This is a genomic window from Bradyrhizobium sp. YCK136, from assembly GCF_044570075.1.
Classification (GTDB): domain Bacteria; phylum Pseudomonadota; class Alphaproteobacteria; order Rhizobiales; family Xanthobacteraceae; genus Bradyrhizobium; species Bradyrhizobium diazoefficiens.
Genome location: NZ_CP172424.1, coordinates 2,553,147 through 2,576,076 on the forward strand (window position 1 = coordinate 2,553,147; position 22,930 = coordinate 2,576,076).

A 22,930-nucleotide genomic window follows, 5' to 3' on the forward strand; every position below is an offset into this window, starting at 1 on the left:
GCATTCCCAAACATTGACGGGGCCGCACCCAGGCGCTGAGCCTGGGTGCGGCTCGGCCTTAGTGTTGCGGTCGGGCCAGCAACGAGTCGTGCCCCCCCCAACCGGTCGCCCGCGACAGAGCCGCCACGAACTGACCGGGATCCACGTGGCCGGTGTGAGCGGCCAGGTACTGGTTCAGCAGCGCAAAGCTCTGGCTCGCGAACGACGCCATCGTGGTGCCGGTCGCAGCCGGATGATCCGCCGCCATGATCGGATGGGCAGCGGTCGTTGCCAGGGTGCTGGCGGCCGGGTCAAAGTGCTGCTGGAGCAGCGCAAAGCCCTGGCTTGCCAAGGACCCCGTGTTTGCAGCGGTCGTGTGCTGATGATCCGTGGACTCGGTCGTGTGCGAGGTCGTCGGGGCCACGGCCGTCGTGGTGGCAACAGGCTGCTGATTGGTCGCGGTGTGGTGGTGGTGGTGCGACGACGTCGTCGTGGTCGTGGTCGTCGCAGGCCGTGGATCCACCACGGTGATGGTCTGCGGCGAGGCCGTCGCAACCGCACCGGTGGTTGGATCCTTTGCGCTTGCGGTCAGCGTGAGCGTTGCGGTCGGATGACCCCCGCCCCTGTAGGTCGAGGTCAGCGTCAATCCGCTGTCGACCTGCGCGGCCGTCAACGTGATGTTATTCCCCCGGAACGTCTGACCATCGAGCTTGTCGGTAATCGTCTCGTACTTGGGCAACCCAGTGATGTTCACGGTCACGACGTCGTTGGAGTCGGTCGTGGTCACCTGGGTCCCGAGATCGACCTTGCCGCCTCTTCCGGCCACCCAGAGCGAGTGATCCGCGATCGTGAGGACGGGCGTGGTGGCTGACGGCGTCGTTGGTGCCGTCGGCGTGGTCGGCGTCGTCGGGGCGGTCGGCGTCACCGGTGCCGTCGAAACCGCCAGGCCGGAGAAAGTCTTCACCGCAGCCGACAGGTTCGCCGCAATACCGCTCGCGTCCTTGATGGCCGTACCGCTCGGCAGGTTCACGCCGGTGATGGCGAGCGCCGAGGTGCTGGTGTCGGTCGACGCGACAGTCGTTTTGAAGGTGAGCGTACCCGTGCCCGAGCCGCCAAAGTAGGTGGCCTTGCTGCCGTCATTGAGCGACAGCGTGGGCGTACCTGTTACCGTCACGGCCTCGTTGAAGGCGAGCGACAGCGTGATCGTGTCCCCGACGTGCTCGGTACCCGTTCCCGGAGTGGCCGCGGCCTGCGTCACCGCCGGCTGGACCGGGTTGATCTGGAGACCGGAGAACGTCTTCACGGCGCCTGAGAGGTTCGCCGCAAGACCGGATCCATCCTTGATGCTCGCGCCGGTCGGAAGGTTGACACCGGTGATCGCGAGCGCCGAGGTGTCCTTGTCAGTCGACGCGACGGTGGTTTTGAAGGTGAGCGAGCTGGTGCCCGAGCCACCGACATAGGTGGCCGTTCCGCCGTCATTGAGCGACAGCGTAGGCGTACCGGTGACGGTCACGGCCTCGCTGAAGCCGAGTGTCATGGTGATGGTATCGCCGGCATGCTCGACTCCCGTCCCTGGTGAAGCGGAGGCCTGCGTCACTGTCGGCGCGACGTTGACGGGGGCGGTTGGGGTCGTGGGCGTTGTGCCGCCCACACCCGTCCAGCCGATCGCCTGCGATCCGGTGACCAGCGTCATGTTGTGGAAGTCAACGGTGAGAGTCTGGGGCGCATCCGCCGACCGATAGATTCCTGGTATCCAATAGGTTGAGTTCCCATAGCCTAGGGGGCCTTGATAGTTCACAGCCTGAGTGCCATTTACCCAGACCTTTACATAACCGCTTGAGTTGTTGGTGACGTTGGCCTCGATTCTGATATCGCTATACTGGCCGGGAACAATTGGATTAGGGTCGGTCCAGAGCGTTTGACCTCCTGGAACGGAGTTTCCGGTCGCGCTCCTGTAGTTAATGCCAACATTCAGATGGTCGCCATCAAGTCCGATCCAAACTGGAGCCGATCCGGTGTTAGTCGAAGGGCCGTTATCATGTATTACTCCAATGTCAGCCCACGATGCCGTGTTGACGAATGTGTTGTTTGGCCCATTGGGCTGCATCATGAACTGAAAATCGATGCCGATGGGAGTCCCGAAGGGAATGGAGTTGACTTGTGATAGTTGGGCGCGATCAACATTTGATCCATCGAAGTAGGCGTGATCGCCAGGTCGAATTTCGAGTTGCAGAGTTTGGGGATCGGGATTGGTCAGGCTATAGCTCTGGCCCGCATCCTGAACTGTGTACGCATCGCCACCGATATACAGTTGCCTGTTCGGCGTAGACGTAAATGACGTGATCGTGCCAGTAGTATTCACTTTCAGGCCTCCATCGAGTTACAGAGTGAGATGTTTCTCTTGACAAGGGAATTCCACTGCCGCGCATACGATGACGCGCAACATACTGCATGTTCGCAGCGCGCAGCACTGCGAACAGAGTTCATGTGCCGCACATCGCAATGGCGAATGACACAGCGCATGGCCGCAACGCGCTTGGCGCCGCGAACAGATTCCAATGGCAGTGGGATTTTGCCCCCCCAACTGCTCAGCCGGTGGGTTAATTAGGAAGTGTGGCGAAAAAAATTTCAGAATGTGATTTTATACAAACGTATAGGGCGGCAACACGTGCACCGGTATGGCGTTGAAAACACGCACTGTTCGCCGGCCAATCGGACAAAATTGAGTGATCGTCTGTGGAGAAGTCGCGAGCGCGACGGGTGCTTGATCGGCTTCACTGGATTTTCAGCGCCAGCTGTCGTTCTTGTTCGTATCCGAGTGATGGGACAGGCGGTTCAGTAGCGCGATCGTCATCTTGGCGCCTGTGAAGACACTTGCCCATTCCGCGATGGCCAGCCTGCCGGCTGACGCGAACCGAGTTGCACTGGTGGAGCAGACTGATGAGAACACGGGACCGGGCGAACGGCAGATAAGCGAGTCGAGTTTATCGCGGACAACAAGCTCGAGGTCCCTGCAGACCCGTCAGGCTTATCCGGGGCGACAATCAGATGATTGCCGACATATGCTGGTTCTGGAACCACTGCGAGGGAGAAACACCGAATGCAAATTGTTTTCGATATCGGCACGTACGACGGCGCGGATACGGCGTACCTCTTGCAGTCCGGATGTCGGATAGTCGCGGTGGAGGCCAACTCCGGAACTGGTGCAACACGCCACCCAGAAGTTCGCCACTGAGATGGCGTCGGGACAACTGATATGCGTCAACGCGGCGATCGACGAGTCGTGACCCTTCGAGCTGGTGCTGAGCGGCGCCGACCCGGACTCGAGCTCCGTTTTCGGCGACCGCGTGGTGCACAGGCGCCCGGTCGGTTCGATCACGGTGCCTGGCATCACGATGCAAGACATGCTCTCCGGCTATGGTGCAACGCTGTTCTATGTGAAGGCCGATATCGACGGGCGGATCGACAAAGGCGCATGCCTTATTTACGGCGCTACTTTGAATAGGCTTCCTGAATTAACATCGGCCGCGCGTGCAGACACGCGGTAGTGCCCCGCCTGGCTTCGATATCAGCATAGACCGCCTGCGCCTGCTCCTCGGTCAGACTGACATGCGGCCCGAACTCAGCGTGAGCGATGCCGTTATTGTGCGCCCACAACGCGAGATCGATTTTGCAGCGAAAAGTGAAAATCATCCTGCACCTGTGCCACGCTATACGAGTCGATGGTCGGGCGCGCATTGCATACATCGTCGGGTAATTGAGTTAGCGCGCCATCGCGTGCACCTGCGCCTTGTACAGGTGCGCGATCGGCTTGACATCCGCGGAGCCGGCGCCGTTCTTCACGAACAAGCCCTGGTCGTAGCCGGTACAGCTTACCGACGACGGCACAGTTGAGGCCGCTCGGCATGGAAAATATTCCAGCGTCATGCGGATGCGCTGCTTGTAATCGGTTGCCGCCACGATCTCAGGTATTCCTTCGGCGTCTGGCGGTACTCCCTCATCTTGCCATCCGGCGACTGCACGACCAGCTTGAAGAAATGCAGCTTGCAGCTCACGCAGCTCGCGATGACGATCTTGTTCTTCCTGACCTGCCGCCAAACCTTCATCCAGCGGCGGTTAGAGTCTCGGGGTTTTGTACGTCAAGTGGCGCAGGTGGAGCAACGGACGATCGGCGGAGCTGGTCTGGGTTGCGCAGCCGATCGTCCGGGTGGGCGGCAAAGGCCGCGGGGGTGAGATATTTCAGCGACGAGTGAGGACGCCGGATACGGCGAGCCAGTCACGGATTTTGGCGCGGGCGTCGTCGAGATCGAAGAACAGGTCTCGTTGAGCAGTTCGTCGCGCATCCGGCCATAAAGCTCTCGATGAATCCGTTCTGCATCGGCTTTCCCGGCGCAATGAAGTGCCAGTCGAAGACGGTATCCTTGCTCCAGGCAAGCATGGCATGCAGGTGAATTCGGTGCCATGGTCGGACACGATCATTCCTGGCTTGCTGCGTCGCTCGACGATTGCCGTCAGTTCGCGGGCCACGCGCCGCTCCGAGATCGACGTCTCCGGAATGGCTCCCAGGCATTCCTTGGTGACCTCGTCGACGATGTCGAGGATGCGGAAGCGCCGGCCGTTCGCGAACTGGTCGTGGACGAAGTCCAGCGACCAGCGCGCGTTGGGCCTCGCCTTGACTACGATCGGGGCGCGGGTCCCCGCAGTACCCGCAACGTTTGCCAGCTCGCTGGCGAGGAGCGAGCGAAGCAAGCTGAAGGAGGCCGAGGCGGCGTTCGCGGCCATCAAGGAGACCCGCGACAGGACTGCGGCGGAGTTCAAGCGCACGCTGTACGACGAACTGGCGAAAGCCGAGCAGGAGGCCGCCGGCATCGCCCAGGACGTGATCAAGGCCGATCTGCGGACGAAGCTCCAGGATCTCGTCGCTCCCGTCGACGGCGTCGTCCAGCAGCTTGCCGTGCATACAGTGGGAGGCGTCGTCACGCCGGCCCAGGTGCTCGCCGTGGTCGTCTCACAGGATAGCCACCTCGAGATCGAAGCCATGCTGTCGAACGACGACGTCGGTTTCATCCAAGCTGGACAGGAGGCCGAGATCAAGGTCCATACCTTCAACTTCACGCGTTATGGAGTGCTCTATGGCAAGGTGCTGAGCGTCTCGCCCGACACCATCGCCCGCGACGGCCGCGACGTCGCCGAGGCCAGGCCTCGCGCCCAGAACCCGTCGGAGAGCGGGCAGCAGCAGGGGCCGGACGATCTCGTCTATGCCGCCGGGATATCGCTCGACCAGCGGCAGCTGACGGCGGGGGGATCGCGTCGTCGATCTCGGCCCGGGCATGGTGGTCACGGCGGAGGTGAAGACCGGATCCCGCCGCATCATCGGCTATCTGCTCTTCTGCTCTCGCCGCTGGCCCGGTATGAGCATCACGTCCTGCGAGAGCGATAGAGGCGCTTTGTTTGCCTCTGCGAGCTGATTGCCGAACGGCAGGAGATCTCGGTGGCCACAGCATCGGCCTCGAGATCGGACACATAGCGGATCGCCCGGCGAGTTTGGATTTGCCGGACGCCGGGTATGGAGGTCAAGATTCCGGCCGAACGACAGGGTGAGTAATCCCTACATCATGCTCGAAGGCGCCGAGGCATGGCGCTGTCGCTCCATTGTGAGGCAGAACACGCTCGTGAGGCAGTAGGCGGCAACGCGGTTGCCTAGAAGCAGCCGTCCAGGGGTTCTCAACGTGTTGAATGAATTCCATCGGATTGTCGGATTGGTGAAGCCGGCTTGACCAAGAAGGCGGGCCCACAACGTTGGCGATTGATGTTTGTGCCACTCTATCATGGGCAAGAACGGATTTTTGATGTGCAAGTCGGCAAATAGGTTCCGTTGAGCACAGTCAACGACGAGAAGCGTGGCGCCCGGACGAGCCAAAGAGGCAAGCTTGCCAAACAACTGCTTGTACGAGCCCTGCGCTTCGCTATCGCGAGGCAGACGGATGCACGCGCTCTCGTTCAAGTGATTGATCGACGCGTGGAGAAGTAAGATGTCGAAGCCGCCATCGCTAGATTCATAGTCCTGCAAGCAGTGAGGAAGCAGTTGCACGTTTCTTTGATCAAGGAAGGAAGCCGTTCGCTCGAAAGCAGCGTTCATCCCAGTGGACGAACCGGCGACCTCCGGCTCGAGGCAGATGACTTTCTCTGCTCCCGCACATGCAGCGTAGAACGAGAAAGTCCCGTTGCCGCCGCCTATATCGAGCATCGTCTTGCCTCTGAAATCGATGCCTTCAAAAAGGTAGTTCACATAGAAGCGATGATTGCCGCGAGCCGTTCCCCGCTCTGCGATATCGAAGTAAAGATCGAATGATTTCGGATCGAGTCGTGACATCGTTCCCCGCCTGTATATATTTTCAGAATTGGCAGCCAAAGTGGGACGTCGTCCACTCTACCACTTGAAAGATACAGTGAGCGACCCAGCTGTTCGGCTAGCGAAATCATTAGTGGTACCTCTGGGGTTCCCGAAGCGCACCAAGGACCAGCGTTTTTCACCGATTTCGATAATTTTCCGAGCCGTCCCCGTTCGGAAACGTCGCTGACGGCTCTGTTCCATCCGGCAGTTTGATCGGAAACGTGAGAATCGCTGTCCTGCTGGTGATCAACTGCATTTACTTCGCACAGAAACCTAGCTATTTGGGCGCGCTCAACCGCGCCGACGACCAGGACATTCTCGAATTCGTCCAAATGTTCAAGGCGCCGATCAAGATGCCGCGCCGAAAGGAATTGTCACAACCGACAAGTGTGGCACAAACTGATCTGCTGATCGCGAATTTTCCTGATTTTGAAACAACCATTTATCCCCCGTTAGGTTTTTAATAGAGGATGCCGATGGTTTCCTAACTGCCAAATTTGGGTAAGATTCCGTGAGGCAAGATATGACATAACCTCCCGGTCGTTTGTCGATCCCTCACTTGAGGTAGTCAAAAATAGCCACAACGTGCGTGCGCCTACAGTGGCTCGATCCCTATTCGCGACCACCATTCCACTTCCACGTCCTGCGCGAACGGTACGAAGCGCTTGTTGGCTTCGCGTGCCGAGAATTTGCTTGGAAACAAGAAGATCGACGCACTATTGGCGATCAGCTGAACCTACTCCGCGCCCATCGACATGACTGAATATCTCAAAGCGTGCCGCGATAAGCTTGTACCTGGTGGCTACGTTATCTTCGACATGGTTGATCGCTCGTTCGATTCCATGTCCAATAATCAGTACATGACTGATGATTGGCAACTGACGGAAGCGAAAAGGAGGCCATCGCAATGCGTGGTCCGCATATCGCCTAACGAGATGCGACTGCCAAGGCCGGATTTACTTTGCGGAGCCAACTGCGCAGTACAAGAGTCCCTCCACGCTATGTCGCTGACTTGGAGATTGGCCGATGACCCCGAAAGCGATGCCATTTGCATTGCGATGTGCGGTTTGAGCCAGGAGCCGCCGCGCCGGCAATCTCGACGTAGTCATGACGATAGCTGCCACTCAGCCTGAGCAACAACGCGTGCTGGTCGATCGGCGGCGCAGGCGGTCTTGGCCTGACATGTCCGCGCAAAGTATCCGGCCAGGCTGCGCCATGCTGTTCAGTGCCAGCGGCTGTCCCGATTTCTCTGGATCATGAAGAGAGCGCACCGATGAGCATCGTCCTGCGGGCTTGGCCGAAGGTCGAGGAATTCTGGTTCGACGAAGCGATTCCTCCGCGCGGCGTGGAGGTGGCCTGGTTGTATCAGCGGCCCGCCATTTCGGAGAATCGCTCAGCCGTCGGCCAATTACACGATCGTTGTGGATCTCATGCTGTCCGACGAGCAATTGCTCGCCAACATGCAGTCCGAAACCCAGTACAAGATCCGCCGCGCCCAGAATAAGGACGCCCTGGAATTCCGTGCGCCCACTGCTCCCGATCCATCCTCGCTGGCGGCCTTCCACGACATCCTCGCGCAGTTCGCGGCCGAAAAGGGAGTGTCGCCGGCGCGCATGAAATGCCTCCAGGCCGCCGCGAAAGCCGGCGTGCTGCGCCTGGGCGGCATGGTGCACGAGGGCGAGGTCCTCGTCTGGCATTCCTATCTGCTAATCGGAAGCCGTGTCCGCCCGATGCATTCCGCGTCGCTGTTCCGAGGCCAGGCGCCGGCGCGCCGCAACCTGATCGGCCGAGCGAATCGGCTGCTGCACTGGCTCGAAATGCAGCATTTCCGAGACGCGGGCGCCACGCTGTATGACTTCGGTGGCTGGTGCGCAGGACAAAGACCACGAAGATTTCCTGCGCGTCAACCGCTTCAAGGAAGGCTTCGGCGGCACCGTACGCCAAGAAGCTGAAGGCGTACGCGCCTTGACGTTTTTAGATTGGCTTACCTCTGCGCACGCCGCCTCGTAAATGTTTTCGAAGGCCATCGAAAGGAGCGGCGCCGAGCGCATCGCTCATGGCCGAGAGGTTGCTAAAGCGAGCGCTGCTTCCGGTACATGTCGGGTTTCACGATCTAAGCGGTCGAATTTGACGGTGTCGGGGCTGGGTGGTATCCTACTGGATAGCCTCCCAACTCTTGATGGATCCGAAGTTCGCGCACGAGGTGGAAATCGAGATCCGAATCCCGTTGTACGGGGTCACTTGTACGACATGAACGTTCAAGTCAATTTCGACCCGAGCGGAAAGGGCTATCTCAAAGTTCGGAGAGATGTCGTCCGGATCGTGAAGTATCAGGGGGCGAGACGATTCGCTGGAGCAATCTACTATTTGAAGGAGGGCATCTACCGCGCGCCGTCCCCTGAGAGATCAACGGCGGATTACGGTAACTTGCATATCACGACCGGGCCGAGACTGTGACATTGATGCAGCCGGCGACCCGCAGCGGCGCGAGGAACCGGCTCCGCCTGCTGCTCTTGAAGCCGCTCGCATGCCTGCCACGGCTCGCCAGCCGCACGCAACTTCGTACCGAAATCATTATTTGCCCGGAAGGACCCTCTCATGTTGGGTGAGACCCTCGACTATTGGGTGCTTAAAGGCCTCGCGCACCGCCGCAACCTCGCCACCGAGGAAGCGCTCAACTCGCGCGCCAGCGGGGCCAGCGCACAAACCTTCGAAGCGGAGATGCCGAAGTTGCACAAGCTGATGCGGCGCTTCGGCGGCCGGCTCAGTGCCGATCCAGCGAAGCGCTACCTCGACATGGGATGCGGCACCGGCGCGCTGACGCTCGCACTCGCGGGCATGGGCGCGGGCCAGATCACCGGCGTCGATTTTATGCCCCGCTCGATCGAGACCGCGCGCACGCACGCGGCACGCCTGGGGCTCACCAACGTGCACTTCGAATGCTGCGATCTGCATACCTGGAACCCGCCGTACAAGTACGACGTGCTGCTTTCATTTGACGCTTTCGAGCACATCGAAGCGCCGCGCCAGTTCCTCGCACGCATGAAGGAGCTCATCGCGCCGAGTGGCGTCGCTTTCGTGAGCTTCGGGCCGTTGTTCCATTCACCCTTCGGCGATCACATGTGGGATTTTTTCCGCCTGCAGATTCCGTGGCGCGGCGTCCTCTTCTCGGAGCGGGCCATACTCAGGGTGCGGCGCGAGTGCTTCCGGCCGACCGACCCGGCGCGGCGCCTGCGCGAGATCGCCGGGGGCCTGAACCAGATGCGCTATTCCGAGTTCCTGGGGCACCTCCGCACCACGGGCTGGCAGCTCGACTATCTCGATGTGAACGCGATCGAGCTGCCGCTCATCCAGCCGCTCTCCAACGCGCTCGCCCGCGTTCCGGTGCTGCAGGATTTCATCGCCCACAACGTCTACTGCGTGCTCAAGCCGATATAGGTTCGTTTGATGGCCGACATCGCAACCTGATGACCGGAGGAAGCCGAAGCCAGACGGTGGTGGCTCGCGAAGCTGCCGAGCAAACCGTGCGAAGGAGGTGAAACGAACTCGCGGGCGAGGTTGGTCCCGTAGCGGAACACTTACGCGGCCTCGGGCGGGGCGCGCGAGGGGGCGCCCGAAGCGGCCTCGAGCAGCGCCAGATCCTCAACGGGATTAGCGCTCGAGGAACTACGCTACCGCTGGATCCAGAACACACTGCGCGCAACCGTTTGCAGTTGGCCGTTGAAACATGCAAGGCATTCTCGGCGTACCCATCGATGTTCCGAAATCTTGCGGAGCGTCAGAATGCATCGCACGAATCGCGAGCAGTGAGTACAATAGTAACTCGACACAGAGGTTTTGACTCGTTGAACCTGGCCTGATTTGGCTGAGGGCTTTGGATAGGCGCGCGCCATTTTGGCGCGCGCCTTTTCGGTTGTGAACATCCATTTGACGCGGGTGCGTTCGGCATTGCGCCGTTTCTCCCAGGCGGTGGTCTCGGTGGCGAGGCGGGCGAAACTGTCGATGCGCCGATCGAGGCATTGGCGGGCGAGAACGCCGATCTCGATCTCGACCATGTTCAGCCAGCTGGCGTGCTATGGGACGTAATGGAACTCCAATCGGCGCAGTACCCGCCGTGCTTCGTCGGCCGGAAAGGCCTAGTAGAGCGCCCCGGCCGAATGGGTTGAGAGATTGTCGAGCACCAGGCGGATGCGCTCGGCTCGGGGATAATGGATGTCGACGAGGTCGCGCATGCAGGCCGCAATGTCTTCCGCGGTCCGTCGCTCGGTCACCTTCACCTTGCGCCAGGAGCGATGCGCGTCGAGGAAGACGAACAGGTTTGCGGTGCCATTGCGCCGATACTCGCAATCGTAGCGCTCGATCTGTCCCGGCGTGGCCGGGATCGGCTGGCGCTTCGCCGATGAGCTGGGTCGGGCTCTCGTCGAAGCGGACCACCGGCCGCTTCGGATCAGATCAGGCGCCTCGGCATAGAGATCGAGCACGTCCTCCATGCGGGCGACGTAGTCCGCGTCGATCTGGGGGATGCACCACATGTCCTTGCGCCACGGCTTGAGATCGTTCTCGGCCAAGCGTCGGCGCACTGTCTCGCGCGACAGGCTCTCGTGGAGCATCAACTTGACGATCGCATCGGCCAACAGCTCCAAGGTCCAACGGGCGCGGCCTGCCGGAGGGTTTGAGCGGGCGGTTGCCACCTTGGGTTTCTTCCTTGCCGGTGAGCTTGCGCTTTGCCCAGGCGGCGGCTCCTCCCTGAGAGCCGCCTCCATGTTGCCAAGGACAAAACGTCGTTTGGTGTGATAGACGGTGGACCCGCCGACGCCCAGGCTCCGGGCGATCTCCCCGCATCAGCGGTCAGCAAGATCTGCGCCCGCTTGAGCTTGCGTGCCGCGTGCTTCCCCCCGCTCAAAAGTGCTGTGAGTTCGGCGCGCTCGATTTGCCTGAGTTCGGCCCGATAGCATACATTCATCCGTGCCTCCTCGTGTCGAGGCACGGACGAACAGCTGAATCGGATGGCCAAGGTGAGTCATTCTGCAAAAACCTTCACGCCCAAGCAGGGCCAGTATCTGGCCTTCATCGACGCCTACACGCGCGTGCATCGCCGGCCACCTGGGAGATGCAACGGCACGTCGGGGTGTCCCGCCTTCCGTCCACCAGATGGTGTTGACCCCTCGACCCCGCTCGCCCCGCAGCATCGAAGTGCTGGTTCCTCCTGAGCAGCTACCCGTCTTGGAAATCCTAAATCAATCAGTCAAAACCTCTGTGTCGACGAGGGTACTAGAGGCGAGACTGGCAACTATTAGTCGAGATGTGACGCTTGGTCACTGAGTCAATCGGGAGACCATCTACGCCCAGCGTTTTTTGCCATGTCGGAAAGGTTGCCGACGGTCTGTTCCATCCCCGACATTTCGGGAATTCACCGCAGTTATTCAGCTCGCAGGGCTGAAGCCACCAGAAGCGGTCTCGATTCTTCTGCGACCGCGATCATCAGGGGGCGTCGATATCATGCGGCGACGACCATGATGGCGGTCACCAGAGCGAACGCCAATAGGCTGTTCCTATCCTTGAGGGCGAAAACGATGGGATCGTCGTTCATCAGTCGGCGATTGGCCATAAACAGGGCGCGTGCGAGCCAATACATCAAGATGGGACAGACGAGCCACAAGGCGTCGGGATGGCGGTAAAGCCGTCGAACCGCGTCGGAGGAGATGTACAGTGCGAAGACGGTCACCGCATTGAAGCCCGCCGCCGCCGCAAGGGTGGCCACGATGTCGACGTCCGACTTGCGGTAGTTGCGGTTCGAAGGGTCGGGCAGGTCAGCGTCGACCCGCGCAGCCAGTTCGACATACCGCTTCATGAGCGCCAGAGAGGTGAAGATGAACATCGAGAACGCAAGCAGCCATTCGGATACAGGCACTGAGATCGCGACCGCGCCGCCGACAACGCGGATGGTATAGAGCAATGCAAGCGCAACGATGTCGACGAGCATCCTGCGCTTGAGGAAGAAAGTGTAGGCGGTCGTAAGCGCCAGATATCCGAGGAGCACGCCGGCGAAGAGTGGCTCGACCATGAGCGCCGTAGTGAAGGCGATGAACAGCAGGAGGACGACGACGGGAAGAGCGGCCTGAATGGGCAAGGTGCCGGCGGCGAGCGGGCGACGCTTCTTGGAGGGATGCTTGCGGTCAGCCTCTAGATCGACAAGATCGTTGAGGAGGTAGACCGCCGACGCGGCGAAAGAGAAAGCAAAGAAGGCGCCCATCGCTTGGACGAGGGTAGCAATCTCCAACTTGTGGGCGGTGAGCAAGGGAACAAAGACCAACGCGTTCTTGATCCACTGATGAACGCGCATAAGCCTGATCCAGGCCTTGGCGGCGCCGCCGGACGGCTCGACGATCGCTACGTCTGCGCCGCTAGCGGCGAGAGCCCGGCGGACTGAGGCGGCAGGGTGGACAGCCCAGCCCTTGCGGCAGATCGCCCACACAGGAAGATCGGCGTGAGAGTTGCCGGCGTAGTCAAAGCCCATTTGGCCGAATGCTTCGACCAGCCGACTTGCCTTGGTGTGAGAGGAAAGGTTCTCTGATGCGGTTGACGCGAAAAAGCCATCGGCCCCGACGTAATCGGCGATCGCGGAGACGTACCGTTCGTTACTAGCCGAAGCGATGTAAATCTTCCTGCCCTCCAGGCGCGCTTTTTCGATGAGGGCCAGCACGCGTTCGTCGTACGGCAGATGAACGGGGTCGATCGGCGTCTCGGCAGCGATTCCGGCCTTAACAGCCGCCTTTCCGCTCATTAGCATTGCGAAGAGGCGGAGGATCCTTAACGGATTGTCCCCGAGATGGGCGAACGCCGACTCGACAAGGAGATCAGTGCGAATCAACGTTCCATCGAGATCGATAACCAGAGGAACGTCGATCGCAGCTTCTTGCTGCGGTCGTACGTAAGCCACAGTCGAGACGCCGGATGCCTCCGCGCCGACGACAGCTACTCGGGAATCGACTCCCATCCATTATCCGCTTGTTTAGGTGTCACTTCATCGCAAGTGTAAGCGAGAGGATTCAGAGTAAAAGGAATTCGAGCGAGCTCAGCCAGGGGCATAGTGGCTACCCAATTGTGGTTATTGAGCCCGGTTCGGCGGGATCCAACAACAGGATGCCCCAGACCGAGCGGGCAATATCATCACGCATCTGGATTCTGCTGCAGACCGCCAGCACCCCGACGGCTTCTCCGTCCTCTACAAGCGTGTCCCGCCTGTTCGTCGATCTCGCGGTAGACACCGAGCTGTGGATACTGAAATGCCGAGAACGCTCCCTTGCTGTCTGAAAGCACCCGCGCTCAGTGCTTGAATCTTCACAATTCCTTACAGCCAAACTTGGCGAGGCGGTTAGGTGGAATCGCAACCTTATCGTAGATAGATGGAAAGTAAGGATCGGCGTACAGTTGATAATTATCGAAAGAAGGCTGATTCAACATCAGCGCAACGGCGTCTTTTGGCCAGCCGGTCATCTTAACGGCGAAAGCGAAATGTCGATCCTTGACCGTGACCCTTATGACAGAAAATTCGCCAACGCGAGTGTTGACGGCTTCAAGCGGAGTGCCGCCCTTATAAAGGCGCGAAAAAATCTGCTCGGATTCGTCGCTTAAGATCAGAGTGTCTCGATCACAACTTGTCCTGACCATTTCGCCAATATCTTTGAACCTGTGGAATCTTAGGTCCAGGGCCGAGTGACGCTGCCAAAAAAATCCCACGGGCGCATGAGTGGATGTTTGGTATTCCTCAGGAGAGCGGATGTAGGGCGATCGCGCAGCGTTCATACTGAGAATCGGACGCCGAACCACTTCTGACAAGGCCTGGTTTGCCGCGATCAGGCCAAGTGCCCCGAGCACGGTCGCGATGATTCCAAAACTTGTCAAAGTACTAACCGCCCACCCGATCACGATCGAGATTCCGGCTATAGCCAGCAGAAAGTGCCTTGAGGGTGTTGGGTTCGCAATCCAGAACGCCACGGGGAACAGAATGAGGGCAATGGGGCCGATCAATTGCTCAATAGTTCGTTTTGCTGTTTTTAGATCGTTCAAAAAAATGTTGAACGTGACGACAAGCATTATCGCTATTGCAGCAATGACGGTCGCAATCCCTGCTCCTAGGGACAGATAAATCGTTCCAGGTGGAATATTAGACCAGTGCCAGAAGTGCTCGAAGAAGTTCAGTGCGCCATGCGCTGTATGGGGAACAATCCGGCGGTTGAGAATAAGAAACGTGGCAAGGGCGGCGGTCGGCGAAAGAGCATTGACCAGCGTGGATCTAACGAAGGTAGACAAAGTGTCTACCTTGAGGCCTGTCAACACAATAAAGGGTAATGCTATAAATATCTCTGCCCGAATACAAAGGCCAACGATGAGGAGGCCGGAACCGGCAATCCGCGCCACAATAAGCTTCCACCCGGCGAGAGGTGAGAATAGGCAAGTTGCTCCGGCGAACAGAAATGCGAAGGCTAGTATAACCTGGTGTCCCGAAGTGCCAAGTTCGAGCATCACTGGACTGAAAGCGAACAAGAGAACCGCGACCACCGCAGCGCGAGACCCGTGAACGATGTAGGTTGATAGCCAAAGAAAGAAAAGCCCAATTATACTGAAACAAAAACCGAGACCGTTGATAAGTTGGATCAGGCGATCCGGGTCCCGCAGCACATCTGGAGGTGCTAAGGCGTAGAGGGCTAAAATGTACCCGAAGCTAAAGTCTCGACCATAGTGGAAGTCGGAATTGATTCCCGACTGGCTGACAGCGCCGTCGAGCATTCCAACGAGCACTCGGTATAAGTCTGACTCGCCAAGAACGCCGTGATATTGACAGTAAAAATCGGTGACGGCGAACACGATTATGCAGGCGACAGCCACCAATATATCTTTTTTGGCGGAGTGCTCCAGCTTCGATACCATTCATGTCACCGCAAATTCTTAATGCATAAAGCGACATAACCTCCACCGGTCATTTGTCGATCCCTCACTTGAGGTAGTCAAAAAGGAAGCAACCGAACCAATCGCAGCTCTCAGAGCGCGTGGGGAGCTATCGCTGAAACTTGGTGACGGAAGACGGCACCGTGATTTGAAACGAGCTCTTTTCAAAAGCCGCGAAACAGCGGCAGTGCGACCATCATCGGCTATCTGCTCTTCTCCGCTCGCAAGGTACGAGCACGACGAGAACACCAGGCATCTTGCCGCTGGCCGCCAAGGTCGACATCCGTAAGTAATCGCGCAGAAAGACCCGGACGCCTACAGCTACTCGGGCAGCCCAACCGCGCCGACTAGGATATTCTCGAACTCATCGAGATGCTCAAGGCGCCGATCAAGATGTAGCCCCCTGCCCACCGTCAACGCTGGGAGCAACTACATCGAGACCGGGAATATCGGGGCGATCGGCATGGGGACATTGGCCGACAGTGGCTTAATGCATTGATGATCATCAGCCGGACAAACCTTCCCAAACGACCGGCTGAATTGATACTTGCTTAACCTGCAAAGAGAAATGACGAATTGTGGGCAGATCCTAGCGTGGGCTCGCCTAATTGGCATTTTCCCCTTAGTACGGAACCTTATCCCAAATTTCGAAGTCATCGATATGCATTTGCACCGGATAGTTCGCATAGGCGCCTGAGATGAACAAGCGATTGATAGGTGCCGCATTTTCCCCAATCGTAGTCCCCGTATGATCGAAGGCCAGCTGGCCATTGATCTTCAACCATGAACGTCCATCGCTGCCGTATCCCCGCCGCGTGTAGGTTTCGACCCGAAACCATTGACCTTGCGGGACTGGAATGTTGCAGTTCACTTCGGTGTAGAACTTTCGCCGTGGAACAGTCCCGTTAGCGTTCGTATCCCACGTGACCTCCCAGCATTGCTTACCGTGCGAATTCGGATAAGCCCCATAAACGATTCGGAAATCACCTTCTGACTTCCACTCCGGGGGGCCGAGGACCCATTGGTTAGGCCCTAAGCGCTGCGTGAGGTCGGCGGGGTACATGATCCACTCGCTGATATAGAATTCTTTCGGCGACTGCGTGACGTTGATCATGAATTGATCTTGCGAATCGGAATTGACCTTTTGCTTGAGGTCCAGTTGGAGCGCGCGCGTTGTAGCACCAGTGTGCCCGGTAATGGAAACGATTGAGTTTTGAATGACACCTGAGAGAATTCCGCCACCACTGAGCAATTGAATGGTGAACTTATTGCCGAAGACCGGTGTTGCAAAAGAAAAGCCTGTCGATGTGTCATCACCGACGACGTCTTGCCACCCTCCCCAAGAGCCGATGTTGTAGGGAGAACCGAGCGACACATTGCCCTCGAAGCCAGACTTAAACAGAAGTTTGGCGCCTGTTGGTGACGGAGTCGGTGCGGGAGCTGGGGCGGGGGCCACGCCAATTCCCGACGGTGAAGTGACATGCGGTGAATGGGGCGCATGGTCTGTCATGGTCAGTGTTTCCGATGCAGCTTGCGGAGCGGGAGCAGATGAAACTGCCATTTTGCAACTTGCTCCCGGCGTGCAAGAGCTACCCGATGTTGATGATGTCACGGCTCTCCAGGCAAAATTACTGGCCAATGTAGCGTCAACGGAACTGTCTAAAGCGAAGGAATCGTTACAGCCGACAAGTGTGGCGCAAACTGATATGCTGACGGCGAGTGTTCCTGCCGTGACCGAGCTTGAAACACACATTTTATCACACCAATTTGGGTAAGGATTCTAAAGGTACGATGGCATAACCGCCGCCGGTCGTTTGTCGATCCCTTACTTGAGGTAGTCAAAAAGAGAACAATCGAACCAATCGCAGCGAACGGCAAGAATCGGGAATGCGGCGTCGCGATTTGAATGAGATCTTTTTTACGGGCGGCGCGCGTTTTTGCGCCCATCACTGCGGTAGGGTTATGCGCGACGTGAATAGGTTCGCACGGAAAAGACGGTGCGCTTATTCGAGCGTAGGCGGAGCCGCGTGCGACGCACCGGCGGCGCAGGCGACGCTATAAGAAGCGGATCCGGATGCCCTCAAAGAGAGCTGGCCCCGGTTGTTTGGACAGCGCCCCGCTGGATTTAAGTGGATTCCTGCCGGGTTATGCTGAACGCGGGGCTTTACGGTTTTGTCGTTGCGTCGGGAGGGCGTAGCCCGACCAGAGCGACGACAAAACCGTCGGCGACGGTCATGCGGCCATCACCATAGCTTGCGTGCCGAAGTAAGCCTCGTCGGGCGTGCGCCCGTCAAGGCTCGAGTGAGGGCGTCCCTGATTGTAGAAGGCCAGATACTTGGCAATTGACGCTCGCGCCTCGGACACGCTGTCGTAGGCGCGGAGATAAACTTCTTCGTATTTGACCGTGCGCCAGAGCCGCTCGACAAACACGTTGTCGCGCCAGGCGCCCTTGCCGTCCATGCTGATGGCGATCTTCGCGTCCAGCAGCACATCGGTGAACTCGAGGCTGGTGAACTGGCTGCCCTGATCCGTGTTGAAAATCTCGGGCCTGCCGTGCTTCGCCAACGCCTCCTGGACCGCTTCGACGCAGAAGGCCGCCTCCATTGTGATCGAGACGCGATGGGCCAGGACCCGTCGGCTGAACACATCGACGACCGCCGCGAGATAGACGAAGCCACGCCGCATCGGAATGTAGGTGATGTCCATTGCCCACGCATGGTCGGGCCGCTCGATCTTCAATCCGCGCAACAGGTACGGGTAGATCTTGTGACCCGGAGCCGGCTTGCTCGTGTTCGGGCGACGATAGACCGCCTCGATCCGCATGCGCTTCATCAGCGTCGCGATGTGGCGGCGACCGGCGTATACGCCCTCCCGCCGCAGCAACGATCGCAGCATACGCGCTCCCGCGAAGGGATAATCGAGATGCAGCTCATCGAGCCGACGCATCAAGGCAAGGTCCTCGGCCGAAACTGGCCGAGGTTCATAGTAGACCGTGCTGCGAGCCAGCTTCAGGACCTTCGCCTGGCGCACGATAGAAAGATCATGATCGCGGTCGATCATCGCTTTGCGCTCAGCAGGCCCGCCTTGGTGAGCGCGCCGGACAAAAAATCGTTTTCCAACGCCAGCTCGCCGATCTTGGCATGTAACGCCTTCAAATCGACCGGCGTCTCGGCCGATGTCTTGTCATGCCCAAACACGCCGGCGGCGCCTTCCAGGAGCTGGTTTTTCCAGATCGTGATCTGGTTCGGATGAACATCAAACAGCTGCGCCAGCTCCGCCAGTGTCTTGTCGCCTTTGACCGCAGCCAAAGCAACCTTCGCCTTGAATGCCGGAGAATGCGTCCGGCGGCTCTTCTTCGTCATCTTCGCTCCTGATTCGCAGCAAGAATCCTCGCCGCTGTCAGGCAGAAAATCCACTCAAGCTACTGTCCGAATTTGCGGGGCCAGCTCTAAGCTCGACCCGCACGTGGCGCTGATCGAGGGCTGGTTCGCGGCCGAACCCCAGCTGACTGCCATCGCGGTCGCCGGTCGTCTTGCCGACCTCCATCCTCAGAACAAAACGCGCCGCGTCTATCGCGAATTGGGGCTGCGATTACGCAACAAAACGCGCGAGCGCCGGGACATGTACTTGCCGTCATGATCTTGGGTTCTGGCTCCAAGCAGCGCCCCGCGACGTCGGCAAAAGTCGTTGGTATTCCCAGTCGGGGCGCCGCGTCGCGCTTCATCCCGTCCTCTCGTGGCACAGTCGCGAAGCACTTGAGTGCCGACGTAAGCGCCGTGGCGGCGGCCCATGAGCCTCGGTTCGCGGTGAAGTCATCGTCAAGGGCTGCAGTCATGCCTGACCAAATAAGCGACGCGGACAGCACAACTTCCGCAGCATATAGTTATTATCGGCATGTTAAAGTGGCCTTCGGCCCTCGTTTATATGGCGGCGGCGATGAAGTTCATCACCGGAGTACCCCCGACTAGGTAGCCACTCAGCCCCGGCGGACACCCTTTTGCTTGCACTTGCCCGGAACGCCTCGAGGCTATGGTGGCGGGAGGAAATGCGATGATGAAGAATCACAATGAAAATTGCAGTGTTCGGACTTGGTTACGTCGGCATGACGCAGGCCGCTTGCCTCTCCAAGCAAGGTCGCGAGGTTGTCGGAATCGACGTCAGCGATGAAAAGATCGCGATCGTCAATGCCGGCAAGTCGCCAATCACGGAACCCGGCCTCGATGAGTTTGTAGCACGCGCTGTCAGGAAGGGGTTGCTGACCGCCACCAAGGATGCGAGCCAGCATCTCGACAGTTGCGACATAGCGATCGTCTGTGTGGGAACGCCCAGCGCGGCCGACGGATCTCATAACATGAGCTACGTCGTGGAGGTCTCCCATCAAATCGCGGAGTTGATCGGTCGCGGACGAGCGAAGCCGTTGACCGTCATATTTCGCTCCACGATGCGGCCCGGCACGATCGAGGACTTGATCTTTCCGATTTTCGAAAACGAATTGAGAGACAGGATCAATCTCGTCGAGCTCGTCTACAATCCCGAATTCCTGCGCGAATCCGTTGCGATCCAGGACTTCTTCAATCCGCCGAAGATCGTGATCGGGACGAAGGATGGTGAACGGTGCGCGGCTCTTGACGAGCTGAACGCGCGGGTCGATGCGCCGGTCTTCTATACGACCTACCGTGCAGCGGAGATGACGAAGTTCGTCGACAACACGTTCCACGCGTTGAAGGTTGCCTTTGCCAACGAAGTCGGTCGCGTTTGCGATAAGCTCGGTATCAGCGCGGCGACTGTCCATAAGATCTTCACATCTGACACGAAGCTCAATATCTCAGCCCGCTATTTGAAGCCGGGTGGCGCGTTCGGCGGCTCATGCCTGCCGAAAGACGTTCGCGCACTCCAATATATCGCAAGCGATGTCGGGGCCTATACCCATCTCGTAGATTCGCTTCTCCGATCGAATGACGCGCATAAGAACTTCCTGTTCGAGAATTGCGTGAAAGCAGTTCCGGCGGGCGGACGGGCGCTGATGCTCGGTCTCGCTTTCAAAGAGAACAGCGACGACCTTCGCGAGAGTCCCAACATCGATCTGGCCCGCAAGTTTCTGCAGGCGAACATTCACCTGTCGATCTACGATCCTCACGTCGATCCGTCCAAGCTGCTGGGCCAGAATCTTGGTTATGCTTTCTCGAGCTTGCCCGCGCTCCGTAAGTTACTAGTCGCAAAATCGACCGCCGAGTCGGAGCTGTTCGACCTTGTCATCGACACCAGGGGATGGGCCAAGAGCATGGCGTTACGCACGAAGTGGGTCATCGATGTTAACACGCTTTCGTGACGATCATGGTGCCGGCCGCTCCGGTCAAGCGGCTGCAGCACAATCAGCCAAGTCGGTTGCCCGTAACGGCGAGCTTTGCGAATTGGTCGGCTTGGACGCAAATCTTGCGGGCCCGGCCCGCGACGCACCGGCTGAACAAGCGACGCTCAACGGTTCGGCTCGTCGGCGGGTGCTCATTATCGTCGAAAATCTTCCAGTGCCGTTCGATCGCCGAGTGTGGGCGGAAGCGAGTACGTTGTCGCGGTACGGGTATGAAGTGACTGTCATTTGTCCCAAGGGACCGCAAGCAACGGCATCATTCGAGGTCATCGACGGGGTCAACGTCTATCGCCACTGGCTGCCGTCAGAAGGACGGGGGCTGCCAGGCTACCTGGCCGAGTACAGCGCGGCACTATTTTGGGAGTTCGTGCTGAGTGTGAAAGTTCTCGCAAAGCACGGCTTTGACGTGGTCCATGCGTGCAATCCGCCGGACCTCGTTTTCTTGATTGGTGCATTTCACAAGTTTCTGTTTGGGAAGTCGTTCATTTTCGATCACCACGACATCAATCCGGAACTTTACGAGGCAAAATTCGGACGGCGTGGTCTTCTCTGGCGCGTCATGGTTCTGTTTGAACGCCTTACGTTCGCACTGGCCGACGTATCAATAGCGACAAACCAATCATATCGGACCATTGCTCTTGAACGAGGGAAAATGAGTCCGGAGCGTGTGTTCGTTGTGCGCTCCGGCCCGAACCTTTCTCGCGTGCGGTCGCTTCCACCGGACCCGTCCTGGAAGAAGGGGCGGGAATTTCTGGTCGCTTATCTAGGGGTCATTGGAAAGCAGGAAGGGATCGATCTGTTGCTGGAATCGATCAAGCACATCCGCGAGACGCGAAACCGCGATGATGTCCAGTTCGTCATTGTCGGAAGTGGGCCGGAGCTGGAGGCAGTCCAGAAACTTGCAACTGCCCTTGATCTGGATGACCTGGTGACGTTCGCCGGTCGCGTTGATGATACGACACTGTTCACAATACTCTCGACCGCGGACGTCTGCGTCAATCCGGACCGGCCGAATGCGATGAACGACAAATCGACGATGAACAAGGTCATGGAGTACATGGCCTTGGGGAAGCCAATCGTGCAATTCGATCTCACCGAGGGGCGCGTTTCCGCTGGAGAGGCATCCTTGTATGCAAAAAATACGAACACTGCGGAGTTCGGTGACAAGATACTGGAGCTCATGGATGATCCGGTGCGACGTGACCGTATGGGCGCGTTCGGCCGGAACCGGATCTACGGCGAGCTCGCTTGGGACTACGAGATGGCCAAACTGCTAGGTGCTTATGATAAAGCCTTCAGCATGAGATATTCATCTGGCCGCCTGCGGCGCTACAGGTTCATGTGAACCGGATTAAAGCGTGGAAGAAGCAGCTTCAGGATCCGCTTCTATTGGGGGGCGAGAGGCCAGGGGAGACCGGTTCGAATGATGCGAACTGCCGCTATTCCCGGGGGCGTGCCGCGATAAGAATCATGTTGTTTGCACGGCTCGGCGAAAGAAGAGGCGCCAAGAAGCGATTGAATCGATCGGCGCCACCAAAATAAGAAAATTCAACCGGCGTAAAGCCACCAACTTCCAGATATTGTTCCAAATCAGCGAGGGTCACGAAATGCTGGAGATACTTGATGTACTCCGGCCGGCCAGTAACGCCATGCACGGCACGAACGAGTTTGCGTGAAATCGAAGCTCGATTGGACATGGAAAAAATCAGCGTGCCCTGTTTCTTGAGCAGACTGCGCGCAAACACCAGCGCATCTGGCACTGAGTCCATATACTCGATGGCGCTTGATGAAATCACAATATCGGCTTGGGGCAATGTTACCTGGCCCGGTATGGGCAACCTGCTCTGCCGGAATTCGATCCGGTCAGAAAGTCCACACGCAGCGGCATTCTTGCGCGCAACAGCGAGCATCCCCTCTGCTCCGTCGATCGCAATAACACGCTTAGCATATTGGGCGAGCAGGGAAGTGATAGCGCCACTGCCGCAGCCAAGATCGTAGGCCAAGTCGGCTCCGGAAGCGTATTTTGCCAGATGCGCTTTCCAGATCGTCAGACGCTCCAGCCGGTTGGAGTCATAGGAATAACTTTGATCGAACTTGGTTGCGATGCTGGTGTGAAAATCGAGGGCGTCAACCGGTCTCTGTTTCATGCTTCTCTCTCTAGATGCATCCATTCGGACACGCCAAAGCAGGGCTGAAATTGCATCGCGGCTCGACCAGTCTAAGTGACAAGGGTGGGAGGG

Annotated in this window: 19 protein-coding genes and 1 pseudogene; 8 read left to right on the forward strand and 12 right to left on the reverse strand. The window is 58.5% G+C overall.

Annotated elements, in window-relative coordinates; translation table 11 throughout:
- Positions 1-58: 58 nt before the first annotated feature.
- From ACFLEY_RS11980 to ACFLEY_RS11995, 4 genes and pseudogenes are all read right to left on the reverse strand, one after another.
- A complete protein-coding gene (locus ACFLEY_RS11980) occupies positions 59-2,341 on the reverse strand; it encodes a heparin lyase I family protein (protein ID WP_211433899.1) in 2,283 nt (760 codons plus the stop codon).
- A gap of 1,130 nt (positions 2,342-3,471) precedes the next feature.
- Complete coding sequence (locus tag ACFLEY_RS11985) at positions 3,472-3,672, reverse strand: hypothetical protein (RefSeq protein ID WP_396604646.1); 201 nt, start codon at positions 3,670-3,672, stop codon at positions 3,472-3,474.
- Between the two features lie 69 nt (positions 3,673-3,741).
- Positions 3,742-4,077: a hypothetical protein gene (locus tag ACFLEY_RS11990; protein ID WP_211433901.1), complete on the reverse strand. Its 336-nt coding sequence runs from the start codon at positions 4,075-4,077 to the stop codon at positions 3,742-3,744.
- A 4-nt stretch (positions 4,078-4,081) separates the two neighbouring features.
- Positions 4,082-4,677 (reverse strand): annotated as a pseudogene (locus ACFLEY_RS11995) (integrase core domain-containing protein); the annotation flags it as partial.
- Here ACFLEY_RS11995 and ACFLEY_RS12000 point away from each other — a divergent pair.
- Positions 4,580-5,419, forward strand: coding sequence for an HlyD family efflux transporter periplasmic adaptor subunit (locus tag ACFLEY_RS12000; protein WP_249163119.1), 840 nt, complete (start codon positions 4,580-4,582; stop codon positions 5,417-5,419). The pseudogene ACFLEY_RS11995 and the gene ACFLEY_RS12000 overlap by 98 nt on opposite strands.
- Positions 5,420-5,587: 168 nt before the next feature.
- Here the strand turns inward: ACFLEY_RS12000 and ACFLEY_RS12005 are convergent, their stop codons facing one another.
- Positions 5,588-6,352, reverse strand: coding sequence for a bifunctional 2-polyprenyl-6-hydroxyphenol methylase/3-demethylubiquinol 3-O-methyltransferase UbiG (locus tag ACFLEY_RS12005; protein WP_211433902.1), 765 nt, complete (start codon positions 6,350-6,352; stop codon positions 5,588-5,590).
- A gap of 242 nt (positions 6,353-6,594) precedes the next feature.
- Between ACFLEY_RS12005 and ACFLEY_RS12010 the strand changes: the two genes are divergently transcribed.
- From ACFLEY_RS12010 to ACFLEY_RS12020, 3 genes are all read left to right on the forward strand, one after another.
- Positions 6,595-6,837 carry a hypothetical protein gene (locus ACFLEY_RS12010; protein ID WP_211433903.1) on the forward strand — a complete coding sequence of 81 codons (243 nt, stop codon included), beginning with the start codon at positions 6,595-6,597 and terminating at the stop codon, positions 6,835-6,837.
- 966 nt (positions 6,838-7,803) lie between these two features.
- The gene (locus ACFLEY_RS12015) at positions 7,804-8,325 is read left to right on the forward strand and encodes a GNAT family N-acetyltransferase (protein WP_211434670.1); all 522 of its coding nucleotides are present in this window, start codon (positions 7,804-7,806) and stop codon (positions 8,323-8,325) included.
- Positions 8,326-8,971: 646 nt separating this feature from the next.
- Entirely contained in the window at positions 8,972-9,811 is an 840-nt protein-coding gene (locus ACFLEY_RS12020; protein ID WP_211433905.1) for a bifunctional 2-polyprenyl-6-hydroxyphenol methylase/3-demethylubiquinol 3-O-methyltransferase UbiG, read from the forward strand.
- A 233-nt stretch (positions 9,812-10,044) separates the two neighbouring features.
- Here the strand turns inward: ACFLEY_RS12020 and ACFLEY_RS12025 are convergent, their stop codons facing one another.
- The 5 genes from ACFLEY_RS12025 to ACFLEY_RS12045 all read right to left on the reverse strand — a co-directional run bounded on the left by ACFLEY_RS12025 (position 10,045) and on the right by ACFLEY_RS12045 (position 16,832).
- Positions 10,045-10,428, reverse strand: coding sequence for a hypothetical protein (locus ACFLEY_RS12025; RefSeq protein WP_249163120.1), 384 nt, complete (start codon positions 10,426-10,428; stop codon positions 10,045-10,047).
- Positions 10,429-10,509: 81 nt separating this feature from the next.
- A complete protein-coding gene (locus ACFLEY_RS12030; protein WP_309142099.1) occupies positions 10,510-11,205 on the reverse strand; it encodes an IS630 family transposase in 696 nt (231 codons plus the stop codon).
- A 665-nt stretch (positions 11,206-11,870) separates the two neighbouring features.
- Positions 11,871-13,370, reverse strand: coding sequence for a UbiA family prenyltransferase (locus ACFLEY_RS12035; protein WP_211433906.1), 1,500 nt, complete (start codon positions 13,368-13,370; stop codon positions 11,871-11,873).
- A gap of 344 nt (positions 13,371-13,714) precedes the next feature.
- Complete coding sequence (locus ACFLEY_RS12040) at positions 13,715-15,304, reverse strand: hypothetical protein (RefSeq protein ID WP_396604647.1); 1,590 nt, start codon at positions 15,302-15,304, stop codon at positions 13,715-13,717.
- Positions 15,305-15,944: 640 nt separating this feature from the next.
- Positions 15,945-16,832, reverse strand: coding sequence for a hypothetical protein (locus ACFLEY_RS12045; protein WP_211433908.1), 888 nt, complete (start codon positions 16,830-16,832; stop codon positions 15,945-15,947).
- On the opposite strand from ACFLEY_RS12045, the gene ACFLEY_RS12050 reads away from it, so the two are divergent.
- Positions 16,831-17,097: a hypothetical protein gene (locus tag ACFLEY_RS12050; protein ID WP_211433909.1), complete on the forward strand. Its 267-nt coding sequence runs from the start codon at positions 16,831-16,833 to the stop codon at positions 17,095-17,097. The genes ACFLEY_RS12045 and ACFLEY_RS12050 overlap by 2 nt on opposite strands.
- Positions 17,098-17,554: 457 nt before the next feature.
- Here the strand turns inward: ACFLEY_RS12050 and ACFLEY_RS12055 are convergent.
- Positions 17,555-18,684, reverse strand: a protein-coding gene (locus tag ACFLEY_RS12055) for an IS3-like element ISRj2 family transposase (RefSeq protein WP_085967151.1) whose coding sequence is annotated in 2 segments (ribosomal slippage) — positions 17,555-18,432 and positions 18,432-18,684 — 1,131 coding nt in all. Because the reading frame shifts where the segments join, the coding sequence is not laid out codon by codon here.
- Between the two features lie 103 nt (positions 18,685-18,787).
- Here ACFLEY_RS12055 and ACFLEY_RS12060 point away from each other — a divergent pair.
- The 3 genes from ACFLEY_RS12060 to ACFLEY_RS12070 all read left to right on the forward strand — a co-directional run bounded on the left by ACFLEY_RS12060 (position 18,788) and on the right by ACFLEY_RS12070 (position 22,035).
- On the forward strand, positions 18,788-18,961 hold the full coding sequence (locus tag ACFLEY_RS12060) for a hypothetical protein (protein ID WP_396604648.1): 174 nt from the start codon (positions 18,788-18,790) through the stop codon (positions 18,959-18,961).
- Between the two features lie 427 nt (positions 18,962-19,388).
- Positions 19,389-20,651: a nucleotide sugar dehydrogenase gene (locus ACFLEY_RS12065; protein WP_211433911.1), complete on the forward strand. Its 1,263-nt coding sequence runs from the start codon at positions 19,389-19,391 to the stop codon at positions 20,649-20,651.
- A complete protein-coding gene (locus tag ACFLEY_RS12070; RefSeq protein ID WP_211433912.1) occupies positions 20,632-22,035 on the forward strand; it encodes a glycosyltransferase family 4 protein in 1,404 nt (467 codons plus the stop codon). The genes ACFLEY_RS12065 and ACFLEY_RS12070 overlap by 20 nt, the downstream gene beginning before the upstream one ends.
- Positions 22,036-22,129: 94 nt before the next feature.
- Here the strand turns inward: ACFLEY_RS12070 and ACFLEY_RS12075 are convergent, their stop codons facing one another.
- Positions 22,130-22,837, reverse strand: coding sequence for a bifunctional 2-polyprenyl-6-hydroxyphenol methylase/3-demethylubiquinol 3-O-methyltransferase UbiG (locus ACFLEY_RS12075; protein WP_211433913.1), 708 nt, complete (start codon positions 22,835-22,837; stop codon positions 22,130-22,132).
- Positions 22,838-22,930: the final 93 nt, after the last annotated feature.